The organism is Cytobacillus sp. FSL H8-0458 (assembly GCF_038002165.1).
Taxonomy (GTDB): Bacteria; Bacillota; Bacilli; order Bacillales; family Cytobacillaceae; genus Cytobacillus.
Genome location: NZ_JBBOBR010000001.1, coordinates 3,874,551 through 3,888,580 on the forward strand (window position 1 = coordinate 3,874,551; position 14,030 = coordinate 3,888,580).

Below are 14,030 nucleotides of genomic sequence, written 5' to 3' on the forward strand. Positions count from 1 at the left end.
TAGGGAGAGACGGCTGATCTCAAAACAAAAGCTCTTTATAGGGGTGACCCTTAAAGAGCTGCTCTTCACAGTTCCAATATTCAAAGTTAAAATCAAAAATACTCAGATAAGCTTTACTCAATCCTGTGTTCCTGCCTGACATAGTTATCTTCTTCTCTTAACTTATCGAGGTCGATTTTCCGATCCCATACTTTCCTGGCATTGTCATTCATATAAGGAAAAATGTATTGATCTACAATCACCTGAAAATCACCATCATCCAAGAGATTATAGGTGCGAATCTTTATTTTTTGACCATCTAAGGTTTCAATAACAATATCGTTTATAAGGTTTAAAGGATTTCTGACTAAATTGATATTACGAATATTACTTATAGGTACCGTATTCTTTTTAGCATTAACGGTTCCCTTTTCACCCGGAACTATTTTAAACAAAACCTTTCCTGGCATGAATCCAGGCAGGCTCCAAATAGTCAAATGAAGATAGAAGGGAGTGAAAACAATTCCTCCACCAAGATAGAGAAATGAATATTTTGAATTAAACTTCAACCCATGAATGATTAAGAAGATACATGCAAGCAAAAATCCAACTGTAGCCAAAAATATCCATACATACATGAACTTAGAACCTTTTATGATTACAGTGTCACCTTTATTCTGAATCATTGACAAACTATACTCATCCCTTGGACCCGGCAGAGAAAGAGAGATTCACACATAGACGTTATTCAGCCTTTGGTTCTTGCCTCTCATAATTAGCCTGCTGCCGAAGATTCTCCAGGTTTATTTTTCGATCCCAAACTTTTTTTGCATTTTCAGTCATATGAGGATATATATATTGGTCAACTATTATCTGATAGCGAAAATCACCAATCAGGTTATACGTGCGAATTTTAAACTTTTTATCATTGAAGGTTTCAATAACAATATCATTAATTAAATTTAATGGATTCCTTACAAGATCAATGTTTCGAATATCCTTAATTGGAACTGTGCCTTTTTTTGATTTAATCACACCTTTTTCTCCGGGGATAATGGACAGCAAGGTTTTACCCGGGATTAGGCCTGGTAAATTCCAAAGGGTGATATAGAGATAAAAAGGAGTGAAAATTATTCCACCGCCAAGATAGAATAAAGAATATTTAGAGTCAAACTTCAATCCGTGAACAATTAGAAAGATACAGGCTATTAAAAAACCTGCAGTAGCAAGAGACACCAAAACATACATGATGTTTGAACCCTTCACGATAATTTCATTATTTTTCTTCTGAACAAGTGACAAGCACTGCCCCCTCCTTTACATCGAGAGAATTTGATCTTTTGAAAACAGGTTCTTAATCGCTAGTTCATTTGCCTTCTGGATATTTAGATCAAGGTTCTGGTCTCTTGTTATATACCAAAATCCATCTTTTCCAGGGATAACAAAATGAATGTCTATGAGATCAGGATTATTATTGGAGTCATATTTCAAACTCAGCAGACTATCCATTTTTCCGCTTCTCTTAGAAATATCCGCAATAAACTCATTAGCATTATGGCTCTGCAATCTATTACTCCATTTAGATATAAGAGATTCTTGGGCAGAAACAGACTGACTTACATCATTTAAAAATTCCTCAAAATCATCATTTTTCAATTTAAATAAAACTTCGCTTTCCTTAAACAGCGTTTTGAAATCGAAAAATTCACTTATAATTGGAAAAATCTCTTCTTCATTAAGCTTTGTAATCGAATGTACCTGGTGATCATGCAGTAATCTATGAGAATATATTTCGTCATCTTTAACATGAAACGAGATACTTTGTTCTCCTTCAAGATCTAAGTTGAATTTGGAGGCTTTAACTGTTTTTTCTGCAGAACTTAATATTTGAATAAAAGGAGTAAATTCTTCTTTTAACTTATATTGCTTATTAACTTCTATTGCCATATTTTTAGCCAGCAAAGAACGAGACGCAAACTCAAGCATTAATTTTAATTCAGAATCCTCCAATGCTGGAAAATACGTTTCCTTTAAAGAAATCCCTTGCTCATACAAACCTTCACTATAAAAGGAAAATATCAATTCTTCTATGCTTAACTGAATCGTTTTCATATTGCCTCCTTAAAAAAATGATAATTTTTTGCCGAGGAACCCTTTTGCACCGTCTATTAAAGAGTCAGCTGTATCCTTCGCCTTTGAAAGCCCTTTTCCAATATCCTTTACCTTTCCAATTGGATCAGCGATCGTTTCTTTAATCTGTTTATTGACCATGTCAATTCCTTTGTTAGCTGCATCTAATGCCTTACCAGCTTTCTCAAAACCACCCTTAAATAGCTCAACACCATGGTGAATAGGCTCTTTTAACAGGATAGCACCTTTTTCAGCAATTCCAGCAGTTAATTTAGCAGCCTGCTCTCCGACAAGGCCGCCTACGAAAGAACCTGCGGCAGCTCCCAAAACTGTACCGACTGGGCCAACAACACTTCCTAAAGCACCGCCAACTACCGCACCTGCAATTGCACCGCCAGAAATTGCTACAGTATTGTTAACCGCATTTCCAACCGCCTTTGCATTTTCACGCTTTAGTACATCTGGGTTATTTCCATACTTAGCGTAATTCTCGGAGATTTTCAGCCCCATTCCGCCTGCTTCCATTATTCCTGTTAATGCAACTGTGCTGACAACATTTGCTTTTGCAAATTTTGCTCCTGTTTTAACAAAGGATTTAAACTTTGCTGAATCTGCTGCACCAACCTCCAGAGCACCATATAATGCCTTAGAACTATTGGTAAAATTCACAACATCGTCCGGAAGATATTTAGAAATTCTTTTATGAACCAAATCTGCAAGTGGCGCATTTCTATACTTACTTCTTAAATAAAATGGGTTTAGAAATGCCCTTGCCATTGTTCCAATCTTTTTACTTTCGTCAATTTTATCTGTTACCATCTCAAGTGCCGCCATATGTTTATACGAGAAAACACCATCAGCATTCTTTATAAACTGGGTAAACCCCAGCCCATAAAAAGCAAGCTGTTTTGTCATAAGTGCGCCAAGAGCTGTTACAGCACCATATTTCTCATACAACTTATACAACCTACCCACAAGGTTATCAGCATCAGAAAATTTATTTGCCACCATGCGCAGGTCTATTTCCATTTCACTAAGCTGCCCGGTAAGCTGGTTGCCGGTGCCCCATGGATCCCCTACATGATAGAAGCAATGCCTGTATTCCGCCGGAGCGCTGTTAATCAAATCTGCAAGCTCCATATGGAGATTTCTGTATTCATCTTCAATTCTGGATAAACGAGTAACCATGTCATTTGCCAGGTCTTCCAGGCGATCCGGATTTACAGAGATTTCATTTCCCACTTCAATACCTCTCTTCTTTTAAAAATTTATGCTAATTTGGTTTAAATTAGATTTATAATCTGATAGCCCACTATTAAGACTTGTATTGGCAATATAAAAAGGTCTCCGCACCCTGGTGCATAATCGCCATCATATCTTTTATTCTTGTCATAAGAACCTTTTTTCTTCTCTTCATTATTAGACATAAAAACCCATCCATTCTTTATATTCTTCAATCCGCTTTAAGTCTGGCCAATCTCTCTAATTCTCTTTGTCTTTCAATTTCTTCTCTGACTCTGTCAACTTCATTCGCAGCGCTTTCCAATTCTCGGCTGATGTTATAGAGGTTATCCGAGTGCCTTTGAAAGAGGACGCCTGCTTCTTCCAATGCCGAATCAAATTTGTCCCTGGCTTTCCCTTTCCATTCGTCTGCATGGTTTTGGACACTTTGCTTTAGTTTGAATTCCTCTGTTTTAATATCATCTGAAGCTGTCTGAAATACCCTTGCCAGTGCTCTTACATGTGATGAGTTCATTTTGACACCTCATTTTTAAAAATTTTTTATTTAGAGTCTCGTTATTTCTTACATCCCTAATTCTTTATTCTATTTTTAGAGGGCAGTTATTTGAGAGGAGTTTGCTGAAGAATTTGGTTGCAGTAATTATGTACATGTCTCCAAACCGGAGACATGTACGGGAATTATTTAATTGTCAGCCTGCTTCGCCATCCTCGGAATAAGGAATCCCATAATTACACCTATGGCAATGACAAGCAGAATAATATAAAGAATCATTAATTTGTTATCCTGTTCAGCGGTTGATTGATCCTCCGCTTTGAAAAAGCTTTCCTGTTTCGAATCGGAAAATAGCTGAAGCTGGTCTGCTTTTGCGGTGATGGTATTAGTAGTGGTTTCACCGCCGTCGAAAAGCTTCTCCTTCACTTCCTTCAAAGGATTCAGGTTCTTTTTTGTAAAAGTAAGATCCTTTTGTTCTTCGGGGATCTCTTTCTTATTTTCATAAAGCGATTTTTCATGCAAGTAATCGGTATTCTCTTTGAATTCCTTTTTTTCATAGGTATTCGGCGTTACGTTATTAAAGTCAGGGGTCGCCCCGGCGGATTGGCCAGCCAGCAGCCAAAGTGCCGGGAGCAGAACTATTACTTTAAGGAATCTATTAAGCTTCATATGCCTGGTCCTCATCCCTCTTTGTGCGCAGGTCCTTTATAGACCGGACTGCAAATGGAATGATGGCAAGGAAGGCAATAATGCCAAGCAGTATGAGGATAGCTGGAATAAACAGGGTTTGTGAGTCATACTGAATGGACATATATACCTTGGACATTGGATCTTCATAGTTAATATTCGGTGCTGTAAGAGCTAGGAACGGACTGATGAAGAAGGCGATGAGCCCAACGCTCAGTATCCATCCTGCCAGATTGCCGATCTTGAACCCTGCCAGCACAATGGCTGAGGCTGCCGTTAGCAGCAATATGGTGAAAATCGTCCACTCAATCGCGCGATCCTGTTCCATTGAGTAAATATTAAGGCCAAATATGCTGATTATGAGACCAACAATAAGATTCAGCAGCACAAACATGGAAGCATGGACAAGCATCGGCGCATTTTTGAAATAATGGCTGAAGTATCCAATCATTAAGCTGCTGAGCAGAACAATAGCCAATACGACAACCGGCGGCAGCTTGCTTTCCTCTTTCTTGGCAGCTGTTTCTCCGCTGATTTGAAGCGGGCTGGATAATTGCTCGTATACCGGACCATTCTTTTGGCCATTCACATAGGTGTTTCCAAGAAGATTGTAAATATCATCCCGGAACATCTGAGTTGTCTCTACGTTCGAGCCCCACTTTGAATTCAGTGTATCCGCATCCTGCTGGACACTTTGCACCTTTTGCTCCAGCTCGCTTGTATAGGATACGATATTGCTTTGATTTTCTCCGATGGATCCAACAAGATCATTAATCATCAGCATTCTTTGGCTGATTCCCTCTTGTTTGACCATAACAGAAGTTCCGTCAATGCTATCCACAGGAACTGGAGTATTCGTTGATGATGTTTGAATTTGCTCCCTAACCGAATTTGCATTTTCCTGCAGAGCGGACAAATCTGTCTCGATGGCTGCTTGCTGTTCTTCAATATTCTTATTGTATTCTGTGAAGAATGCCGTAAACTGGTTTTCGAATTCTGTTAGCTGATTCTGAGATGATAACAACGCTGTGTTTAGGTCATCCTTAGCTTTTTGTTCTTCCTCATTTACAGCTACAATAGTGTTTAATTTCTGTACAAGCTCTTCCACTTTTTCAGGGTTTTGACTGTATGAATTTTTTATTAAATCTTCATATTGAATGAGTGAGGCATAATACTCCATCATTTTTACAGGTTTAGTATTAGAAATTTCATTATTAAAAGCAGCCAAGTTAAACCCAAGCTCTATGATTCGCTGTTCTTTCTCCTCTATAAGGTTAATCATAGAAGAGAAACTCATTGAAGCCCCAAGTTGATCTAAGAGGTTATTCTTTTCTTCCTCTAAACTTTTGTAAGCTGCATCCAGGCTGGTAAGGTCTTCAATTAATTTGGCATTTGCGGCTTGAAGTTCCTCAACTACTTTTTGCAGCGGGTTTTCTCCTGAATCCTTCGCTGCCAGTTTTTGCTCAACTGCTATTAAGCGTTGTGATAAAACTGGTAAGACAGTCAAAGCAGAAACAACTTGTTCCGGCTTGGTACCTTCTATAGTCTCTAAAGATGATTTCAAACTCGCAATCTCTTCTTCAACACTTAAAATCTCATTTCTTTCCTCTTCCATACCAGGTAAAGATGGAGCCTCTAAGCTGGCTGCTGTAATGGAATTTGGTTTGGCTCCACCGTTATTCTTGTTAGATGCCGCTCCTGTCCCTGCACCTGGACTCCCCGGTTGTTGTCCGTTTGATAGCTCTCCTTTTAACAAACCGATAGTTTCAGCTGCTTTATTGAAGGAAGCTGCTTCTTGTTCTTGAAAATATGTTTTTAAGGAATTCATTTGCCGGCTTACCTGATCGTTCCGGATAGCCGATAAATCACCAAAAGTTTCACTATTCTCTTCCAGCTGCTTCTCCACACTCGCAATTCCACTATCCAAGTCCTGCTTTCCCTCAGTCAAGTCACCACTAAGAGCACCCATATAAGCTGGCATCTTTTGTCCCGCAACAGCTTGAATATCGACTACATTTTCATCCTGCATTTTTTGAAGGATACTTTGCTGATTATCCTGGTATTCTTTGTACTGATCTACAAACTGTACAAACGAGCCAAGGTTCTCTTCAAATTGGCTGAGGTTATTTTCACCCTCGGCAGTACTTTCCGCAGTAGTCTTCACTGTCGACTGAATACTCTCCAGCATATTGCGCTGCTGTTCAATTTCCGCTGCCAGGTTCTTTGAGCTTGGCTTATAAAAAGCAAGCATGGCATTCTGGAAGTCTATTTCTTTTTGTAAAATAGTATCGAATTGGGATTTCACGTTTTCAAGGTCCTGTGATACATAGGTCCAGTACAAGGTTGAAATCTTTCCATTCACACGGTTGGTGGCAGTCTGGATTTCACGCAGAACCTTTTCCCGGTTCAGTGAGTTCAGCTGGTTCTGTACCGTATATTCAAAATTTGCTTTTTCAGGCTGCTGGCTTTCATAGGACATGATGTTCTTTGAAAAGTTGGAAGGAATATAAACGACTGCGTCATACTTGGTATTTCTCAAGCCATTCTCTGCAGCACTTCTGCCGATGACGGTCCACTCATACTGTGAGCCGTCTTCGAGAATCGATGTAATTTCCTCTCCAAAATCAAGTGACTTCTCTTCCTTGTCAGCGCCTGTATCTTCATTAACAACAGCTATGGTTCTTGTGGCATTCTCCCTGACCAGCAGAGGATTATCGCCAATGGAGCCAAAAAAGATGGCTGGCGCGGCGATAATCAGAAGCATCACCAAAACCATTTTCACGATGTATTTTGTTTTGGCTGTCATGCTAAGACCTTCCTTTCAGTGGCACATAAAGGAATTTGAATTTTTAATTCCTTTCCGTTTATAACGTAATAACCGTATCCCGGCTGAATCTCTGCCTCTTTCCGGTCGTATGGAAGAGTAAAGAGCGTCTGCTCCGATTTTTTCATCAGAACGACCGCCTGGCGGATCTGTTTGATTTCTGCCGTTAAGGAATCGTATCCTTTCGTCAGTTCATTATTGCTGCCTGTCACGATGACACTAAAGCCAAGATGGCTTCCATTTTTCATCAGCCTCGCCATTCTTTCCTGCAGGCTGTTATCCAATGTCTGTGCAAAACGGGAGTATCCATCCACAGCCAGCACAATCGGCGAAAACTCTATATCTGTATTGCCATGCTGGATTGCATTAAGATATTCTTTTTCCCTTAGGGATAACTGTTCTTCCGCATTTGCTGCCCAATCGCTGATCTGATCCTTTGTCTCGATATAGACTGACTTTTCCTCACTGGCATAGGATGATAATCCTCTGTCAAAGGAATCGAAAATACCGACAGATTCAGCACCTTGAGCCAGCATTTGATTGATCATGAGCTTAAGAACATTTGTCTTTCCTTTTTGGGCCTGCCCAAGAATAATGCAATGCTTCGTTTTATTGAAGTTTGCATACACAGGTTTGACGGATTCTTCATCAAGGCCAATTGGTACAAGTCCTGGCTGAGTCTCTCCTGCAGTGTAACGGGTAAAGTTAATCGTATTAAGCTCTGCCGGAAGCATCGGCACCTCTTCAGGCTGCCTGCAGTCCTTGTATTTCTCCTTCAGTTCCTGGATATCAGCCCGGATCGATTCCATGATCTCGAAATCGTCCTTACCCTCTGCCGGGAGGAATACCTGTGAAAAATATGCCTCTTCCATTTTAATAATGGCTCTTCCCGGTATAGGCTCAGGTGCGAACGGAACTCTTCCCAGAACGGAGTAAGCCTCGCTGCTGTCCATCAGATAATGGACGACTTTTGTTTTGAGGTTATTCATGAGTGACTGCCGGATTGAATTGATCCGTGTTGCAGCGAAAATCATATATATTCCGAGTGACTGTCCATCCCTGGCAATCTGGTTAATTTGCGTTTCAAGCTCCTGCATTTCCTCTTTTACTAAATCGAAGTTATCAAATGTGATATAGACGAGCGGCAGTTTTTCATTGCTCATCGAATTGTACATCTTAATTCCGCTAACTTCCTGCTGCTGGAATAATAGCTTCCTGCGGGCAATTTCATCCTTGATCAGATTCATGAACTTTTCAATTTTCCGTTCTTCATCCATCAGGAAGAAATCGGCCGTATGCGGCAGCTGCCTTAGCGGAAGAAGGGAACCATTTCCAAAATCAAAAATATAATAATGTGCTTCTTCAGGAGACCGCTTTTCGGCAATGCTGAGAAGCAATGTCATAATAGTATGGGATTTTCCATAACCGGATGAGCCGAATACCCCAACATTTCCATCCTCTATGATTTGATAGCTTAATGGATACTGATTCTGCTTCTCAGGCTCATCCACCATTCCTAAATGAATTTCATTATTCTCCGCAGCGCGATAAAGCTTCCTGCTTAAGCGCCCTTCAAGAGGAGGAAGCCACGGACTTCTAAGTTTCTTAATGCCCATTGAGGACTGTGCTGCTTCAATTTCTTCCACAACTGCTTCAATTTCTGTTTTTCCGCCTTTTTTCTTCCCTTGGCGTGAATTTACATCCGATAATGGAACAAGCCCCAGGTCGGTTACAATGGCAATTTCATCCTCTGTCTCAGAGGAGTCCTCCAAATAAGGGGCCCCGCTCCATGCAGATTGGAACAGTTCATAGACTTCATTATTGCCGACTTGCAGATAGCCGCGTCCGGTTACGGTAATAGCAGCGGCATCGCCGTTTTTAATGATCTCCCGGCTGTCATCTGTATCCTGAACTTTTAAAGCCACCCGGAAACGGGCATTGCTCCAGATCTGTTCGTCAATGACACCGCCCGGCTTTTGGGTTGCCAGAATTAAATGAACTCCCAGGCTTCGGCCGATTCGCGCTGCACTGACAAGCTCTCTGATGAATTCCGGTTCTTCACTCTTAAGCTCCGCAAACTCATCGGAAATCAAAAACAGATGGGGAAGTGGCTCCTTTGCCATGCTGTTTTTATAAAGGTCAGTATAATCGTTGATATGATTTACCTGATATTGATCAAAAAGCCTTTGCCGCCTTTTTAATTCGCTTTTGATGGAGGCAAGCGCTCTTGAACTGAAGTTCTTGCTGCCTTCAATATTCGTAATCGTACCCAGAAGGTGCGGCATGTTCTTAAACGGCTGGGCCATGCCTCCCCCTTTGTAGTCAATCAGCAGGAAAGCGACCTCATGGGGATGGAAGTGAACAGCAAGCGAAAGAATATAAGTCTGCAGAAATTCACTCTTACCCGATCCCGTTGTCCCAGCCAGCAAACCGTGCGGGCCATGCGCCTTTTCATGAAGGTTCAAAAGCGACAGGTCTTCCTTTCCTTTTAAACCGATTGGAACTGCCAGAGATTTGGAAGACTCTTTCGTAAGCCAGTTCTCTTTGATCGGAAGTTTCCCTACTTCTTTTACCTTCATCATTTCCAGGAAGGAAACACTATTTGGAATGGAATTGGTCATTCCAACCTGATGATCAAGCGTTCTTAACAGACGGGAAAATTCCTCATTTCCCTTCTTCTGATGAGCATCAAGCTTAAATGGGATGCTCACTGCCTTTTTGTCCTGAATCAGAATGTCCCCTTCTTCCTGATTGACATATCTGACAAGGGTTTGAATATTATCATGCAGGCTTTCCTTTGAGTCTGCTGCAAAGATCACGGAGATTCCCATATTAGAGTGGTCTCCCTCTAAGTATTCCAAAATCACATGATCTGCAATCAGCTGATGATTAGCTATGATGAACACGAGATGAGGCGAATACACCTGCTTCTCTTTATTTTCATCCAAATCCCTTTCACGCAGGATTTCATAAAGGGAAGATAGCAGCTGATCCCTCGTTTGTTCGTTATAAATCAGCCCTTTTGCATGTGCATGCGGCATCTGGAAATGCGGAAGCCATTTGAGCCATTCCCATTTTTTATATTCTTTTTCATTAAAAATAAATACGAACCGCACATCATGGTAGCTGTGGAAAAAGGCCAGCTGCCCAATGATCTGGTGTATCTCGCTTTTAACAACCTGCTCTTTTCCGATCAGCCCGATTGGCCCCTTGGCCAGGTCAGCCACCACAGGCACATTTCTAACTTCTTTATACACTTTTTCCATTTGCTGTGACTGTTCAAGCAGATCATCGATTTCACGGTTTGACATATCCCCTGAGCTTACCTTAACCTCATAGCTCGCAGGCACATTTCCGGTACCCAGTCTGAATTGAAGGAAGTCAAAGCTCTGCAGAGGCCGCTCCCAAATCCGGTCGGATATATGGCCCGTAAAATATTTCATTTTCTCAAAAGACGGAAAGTGGAATTCCAGAACATGCTTCTGCTGGTCAGACAATGCCTGCAGCTCTTTTCGCTTCTCTTCCAAATAGGCTGTATAGACCCGATGCCTGCGCTCTTTCCGCTTTTTTTGATTGCTTTTATCCTTAAAGTACTGGACTGTTGATGTCACTAAAGTGGTCATGAACATGACCATTGAAATGATAATAAAAATTCCTCTTGGCTGAATTAAAGCCACGATGCCCATCACAACCAGCATAATCAGCGGCGGCATGATAATCAGCCATAATCCTCTGCCTGAATCATCCGGCTCCTGCGATGGGAAGGACAGGGAGACCTTCTCATCCGGCATTTCATAGATCATTCTTGGCGTTCTCCGGTAGAGCGGGTATTTCTTTGCCATCTCTGATTGCGGCCTGATGGTAATAGGGAGCTTTGATTCATAGCCTTCAAAGCTATCAATCTGGAAAAGATCCTCTTCTATTATTCGAATAGACATGAATGGGAAGAAAAGCACATCCCCCATTTCAAGGAAGGTCCTCTCTTCAACTCTTTTTCCGTTTATATAAAGCTGTCCTGAACCCGGCTCTGCCATCCAGCCCTTATTTGTTTTTATCAGGTCAAAAGAATGACTGGCATCCATTAAAATGCCGTGCTTTTTATAAATGGATGCTTCCGGGTTATCAGAGGAAATTTCTATTTCCCTTTGATAGCCGGAATAGTAGGTCTGGCTTTTAATAGCTTCAGAGGTTCCTATTATCGTCAGGGTTTTCCCTTCATCATTTATCTGAAAGAGTTCTCCATCGTTCAGCTTTCCCAGAACCAACCCATTCTGCTTAACTTCATAGAAGCTTTCGTGCTTTTCTATTGATACAATTCCTTTTGTAAATGGAAATTCCCTTATTGTCACCAGCTGTTCCAGCTCAGGACCAATAGTGATCCTGCCGCTTTTTTCAATTGGCATAGACAGCTGCTGGCAGTAATCGCTGTAAAACAACCATAACTGTTCCATCTCTCCACCTCCTGTCTATCTTAATTAGGTTTTGTCTTTGCTGCCTCTTCCTTCTTCTCGGCAGGCTTTTCAGCAGATGTTTCAGCTGCCTTTGCATCTGCAGGCTTTTGCTCTTCAGCAGCTTTTTGTTCAGGCTCCTGTTTTACAGCCTGTTCATTATCTCCGCTGCTGCTTTGCTCCTCCTGAAGACGCTGCTCCTCTTCCTCCTGAGCTTTCTGTTCCTCTAAATACTCATCAATCTCTGCTTGAATTTCGTCGATTTTCTGCTGTTTTTCATCGGATTCTAGGCTACCATCCGCTTTGACAACTTCACGGTATTTAAGCAGTGCGAACAGAATTAAGTCCCGATCCTCAAGATCCCGCGAGATATCCAGAGCCTCCTTGGCATCTCCCCTCCCAATGTGGATCCAGTAATGATAGTAAAGGGGATCCGTCTGAAGGGTGATCGTATTTTGGACATTCTCTTTCTGGTCTTCTGTCAATGCTTCATTTATTATGTAGGACTGTGCCAGTTCATACTGTACGACTTTTGGCATCTGATCAATATCATAATTGGATAACTCGGAAACGACTTCACTATACTGACTTTTCAGGAAGTGCTCCTGGCTATTAATAAAAGCTGCCTGTTTTGGCTGAGTAAAGATAAGGGAATATAGACTGAAAGCAACGAATGGCACTAAAGCAATCAGCAGACCCCATGCCGAATACCTTGTTGCTTTCCACTTTTTCTGCGGAACCTTCGCATATTCTTTGTCTTTTTTTTCAAGCATTTCTATATTAGTCCTGATGACCTCTGACAATTCACTTTCATCCTTGGCCTTAATGACTCTTGCCGCTGCAGGCGACAGTTCAATGGTTTCATGAAGTTTGAGGTAATCCTGGAAGGAGCGATTTCCATCTACAGCAGCTGCGATGGTCGCTTTCAATTCCATCCAGAGTTTTTCCTGATTGGTTTCATAAGGCGGAAGGCTTTCACTCACACCATAATGAAGCAAATGCGGTGACAGGCTTTCATCCGCCACAATGTTTTCAGGACAAATAACGAGATGCAGCCTGGAATACGGATGACTTTTCACAAGTTTTAGAAGCTGCGAAGAAAAAATCCATCTGCTTCTCTGGTCTTTCTTTTTTAATTTGGAAAAGGTTAAGTAATTTGAGGGAATTTGCAGGACGAGGCGCAGTTCATCCTCTGTTAAATGGATATCCCTTTTTATAGCTGATTCCATTGCCTGGAGCAATTCCAATTCCTCAGCAGCATCAGCTTTAATTTTTTCTCTTTGAAAAAGAATGGTAAGGGATTGATGATCTGTTTCGACAACCGCTTCAAGCTGCTCTTCAAGGTAGGTTTGACTCTTTTCTGACATTTTTAAATGCTCCTTTATAAAATTTCGAAACGGTCCCCAGTGGTAATCCCCTTTTCTGCCAGCTTATCGTTTCCTGACAGAATCATTTGCTTGTTGGGAATTCTGACCCAATATCCTTCCCGGGGCGGCTGAGAAATAGACTTAGCTTGCCAAACAATATCAACTACTTTTTTAACAGAATGATAGTTAGATAGACGGAGATCAAAAGGTTCAACTTCATAATGTTTTAGGTCAATTGTTAATTCTATGTACATATTCAACACCTCATAAAAAAAGAGCGCTTTTCATCTAGTGAATGCAGCGCTCCTTCTCCACTTATTGATTCAGATCAAATTAACCGCGGATTTGGCCAGCGATCTGGTTATCAGCATCTTCAAGAGCTCTTGCAGTATTATTAAGCTGAACAGAAATATCCTCTAATAATTGCTGCATTTGAACAAATGAAGGTCTTAAAGATTGGTATTGTTCAGCAAACGCTCTGCTTGCTTCCCCTTCCCATGCACCTTCCAGTTCACGAATCATATTATCCAAACGGACAATCTGATCCCCAACCTGGCTGCTTTCTCCATTATAACGGTTAGACATGCCTACTAATTCTGCTGGTGTAACGCGAATAACTCCTGACATTCAAATCTCTCCTTTTCAATAGGTTACTATTATTGTAAAAATACACAATCGAAAGGTCAATTACTTACTTGCAAAAAATAACAAAACAGTTATTTATACCCACTAATACCCACTTTAAAGACACTTAAACATTAAATGGTATTTTTTTCATAAACTTTTTCTATTTATTGTTATTCATCAAATCTATAAATACAATTTTTATACCTATTTATTACTATCATGACAGTCAAAAC

The 14,030-nt window shown here is 41.0% G+C and carries 11 protein-coding genes; all 11 read right to left on the bottom strand.

The window, feature by feature from the left end; all coding sequences use genetic code 11:
• Positions 1 to 113: 113 nt before the first annotated feature.
• The 11 genes from NYE23_RS19340 to NYE23_RS19390 all read right to left on the bottom strand — a co-directional run bounded on the left by NYE23_RS19340 (position 114) and on the right by NYE23_RS19390 (position 13,797).
• Positions 114 to 665, bottom strand: coding sequence for a DUF5381 family protein (locus NYE23_RS19340; RefSeq protein ID WP_341080818.1), 552 nt, complete (start codon positions 663 to 665; stop codon positions 114 to 116).
• Positions 666 to 723: 58 nt separating this feature from the next.
• Positions 724 to 1,281: a DUF5381 family protein gene (locus tag NYE23_RS19345; RefSeq protein ID WP_197212881.1), complete on the bottom strand. Its 558-nt coding sequence runs from the start codon at positions 1,279 to 1,281 to the stop codon at positions 724 to 726.
• Positions 1,282 to 1,296: 15 nt separating this feature from the next.
• Complete coding sequence (locus NYE23_RS19350; RefSeq protein ID WP_197212884.1) at positions 1,297 to 2,091, bottom strand: hypothetical protein; 795 nt, start codon at positions 2,089 to 2,091, stop codon at positions 1,297 to 1,299.
• 9 nt (positions 2,092 to 2,100) lie between these two features.
• Complete coding sequence (locus NYE23_RS19355) at positions 2,101 to 3,351, bottom strand: hypothetical protein (protein ID WP_341080091.1); 1,251 nt, start codon at positions 3,349 to 3,351, stop codon at positions 2,101 to 2,103.
• A gap of 211 nt (positions 3,352 to 3,562) precedes the next feature.
• The gene (locus NYE23_RS19360) at positions 3,563 to 3,865 is read right to left on the bottom strand and encodes a WXG100 family type VII secretion target (protein WP_048010869.1); all 303 of its coding nucleotides are present in this window, start codon (positions 3,863 to 3,865) and stop codon (positions 3,563 to 3,565) included.
• Positions 3,866 to 4,033: 168 nt separating this feature from the next.
• The gene (essA, locus tag NYE23_RS19365) at positions 4,034 to 4,513 is read right to left on the bottom strand and encodes a type VII secretion protein EssA (protein ID WP_197212888.1); all 480 of its coding nucleotides are present in this window, start codon (positions 4,511 to 4,513) and stop codon (positions 4,034 to 4,036) included.
• Entirely contained in the window at positions 4,503 to 7,337 is a 2,835-nt protein-coding gene (esaA, locus tag NYE23_RS19370) for a type VII secretion protein EsaA (protein ID WP_341080094.1), read from the bottom strand. The genes essA and esaA overlap by 11 nt, the downstream gene beginning before the upstream one ends.
• On the bottom strand, positions 7,334 to 11,806 hold the full coding sequence (gene essC, locus NYE23_RS19375) for a type VII secretion protein EssC (protein ID WP_341080096.1): 4,473 nt from the start codon (positions 11,804 to 11,806) through the stop codon (positions 7,334 to 7,336). Before essC ends, esaA begins: the two co-directional genes overlap by 4 nt.
• Positions 11,807 to 11,826: 20 nt before the next feature.
• Complete coding sequence (essB, locus tag NYE23_RS19380; protein ID WP_341080098.1) at positions 11,827 to 13,170, bottom strand: type VII secretion protein EssB; 1,344 nt, start codon at positions 13,168 to 13,170, stop codon at positions 11,827 to 11,829.
• Positions 13,171 to 13,184: 14 nt separating this feature from the next.
• Positions 13,185 to 13,424, bottom strand: a complete 240-nt coding sequence (locus NYE23_RS19385; RefSeq protein WP_341080101.1) for an EsaB/YukD family protein — start codon at positions 13,422 to 13,424, stop codon at positions 13,185 to 13,187.
• Positions 13,425 to 13,503: 79 nt separating this feature from the next.
• Positions 13,504 to 13,797 carry a WXG100 family type VII secretion target gene (locus tag NYE23_RS19390; RefSeq protein WP_009336200.1) on the bottom strand — a complete coding sequence of 98 codons (294 nt, stop codon included), beginning with the start codon at positions 13,795 to 13,797 and terminating at the stop codon, positions 13,504 to 13,506.
• Positions 13,798 to 14,030: the final 233 nt, after the last annotated feature.

What these genes read in the sequence shown, in the direction of transcription:
- esaA (WP_341080094.1), bottom strand. Translation starts at nt 7,337, where the DNA reads ATGACAGCCAAAACAAAATACATCGTGAAAATGGTTTTGGTGATGCTT.
- NYE23_RS19340 (WP_341080818.1), bottom strand. Translation starts at nt 665, where the DNA reads ATGATTCAGAATAAAGGTGACACTGTAATCATAAAAGGTTCTAAGTTC.
- essA (WP_197212888.1), bottom strand. Translation starts at nt 4,513, where the DNA reads ATGAAGCTTAATAGATTCCTTAAAGTAATAGTTCTGCTCCCGGCACTT.
- essC (WP_341080096.1), bottom strand. Translation starts at nt 11,806, where the DNA reads ATGGAACAGTTATGGTTGTTTTACAGCGATTACTGCCAGCAGCTGTCT.
- NYE23_RS19360 (WP_048010869.1), bottom strand. Translation starts at nt 3,865, where the DNA reads ATGAACTCATCACATGTAAGAGCACTGGCAAGGGTATTTCAGACAGCT.
- NYE23_RS19390 (WP_009336200.1), bottom strand. Translation starts at nt 13,797, where the DNA reads ATGTCAGGAGTTATTCGCGTTACACCAGCAGAATTAGTAGGCATGTCT.
- NYE23_RS19385 (WP_341080101.1), bottom strand. Translation starts at nt 13,424, where the DNA reads ATGTACATAGAATTAACAATTGACCTAAAACATTATGAAGTTGAACCT.
- NYE23_RS19350 (WP_197212884.1), bottom strand. Translation starts at nt 2,091, where the DNA reads ATGAAAACGATTCAGTTAAGCATAGAAGAATTGATATTTTCCTTTTAT.
- essB (WP_341080098.1), bottom strand. Translation starts at nt 13,170, where the DNA reads ATGTCAGAAAAGAGTCAAACCTACCTTGAAGAGCAGCTTGAAGCGGTT.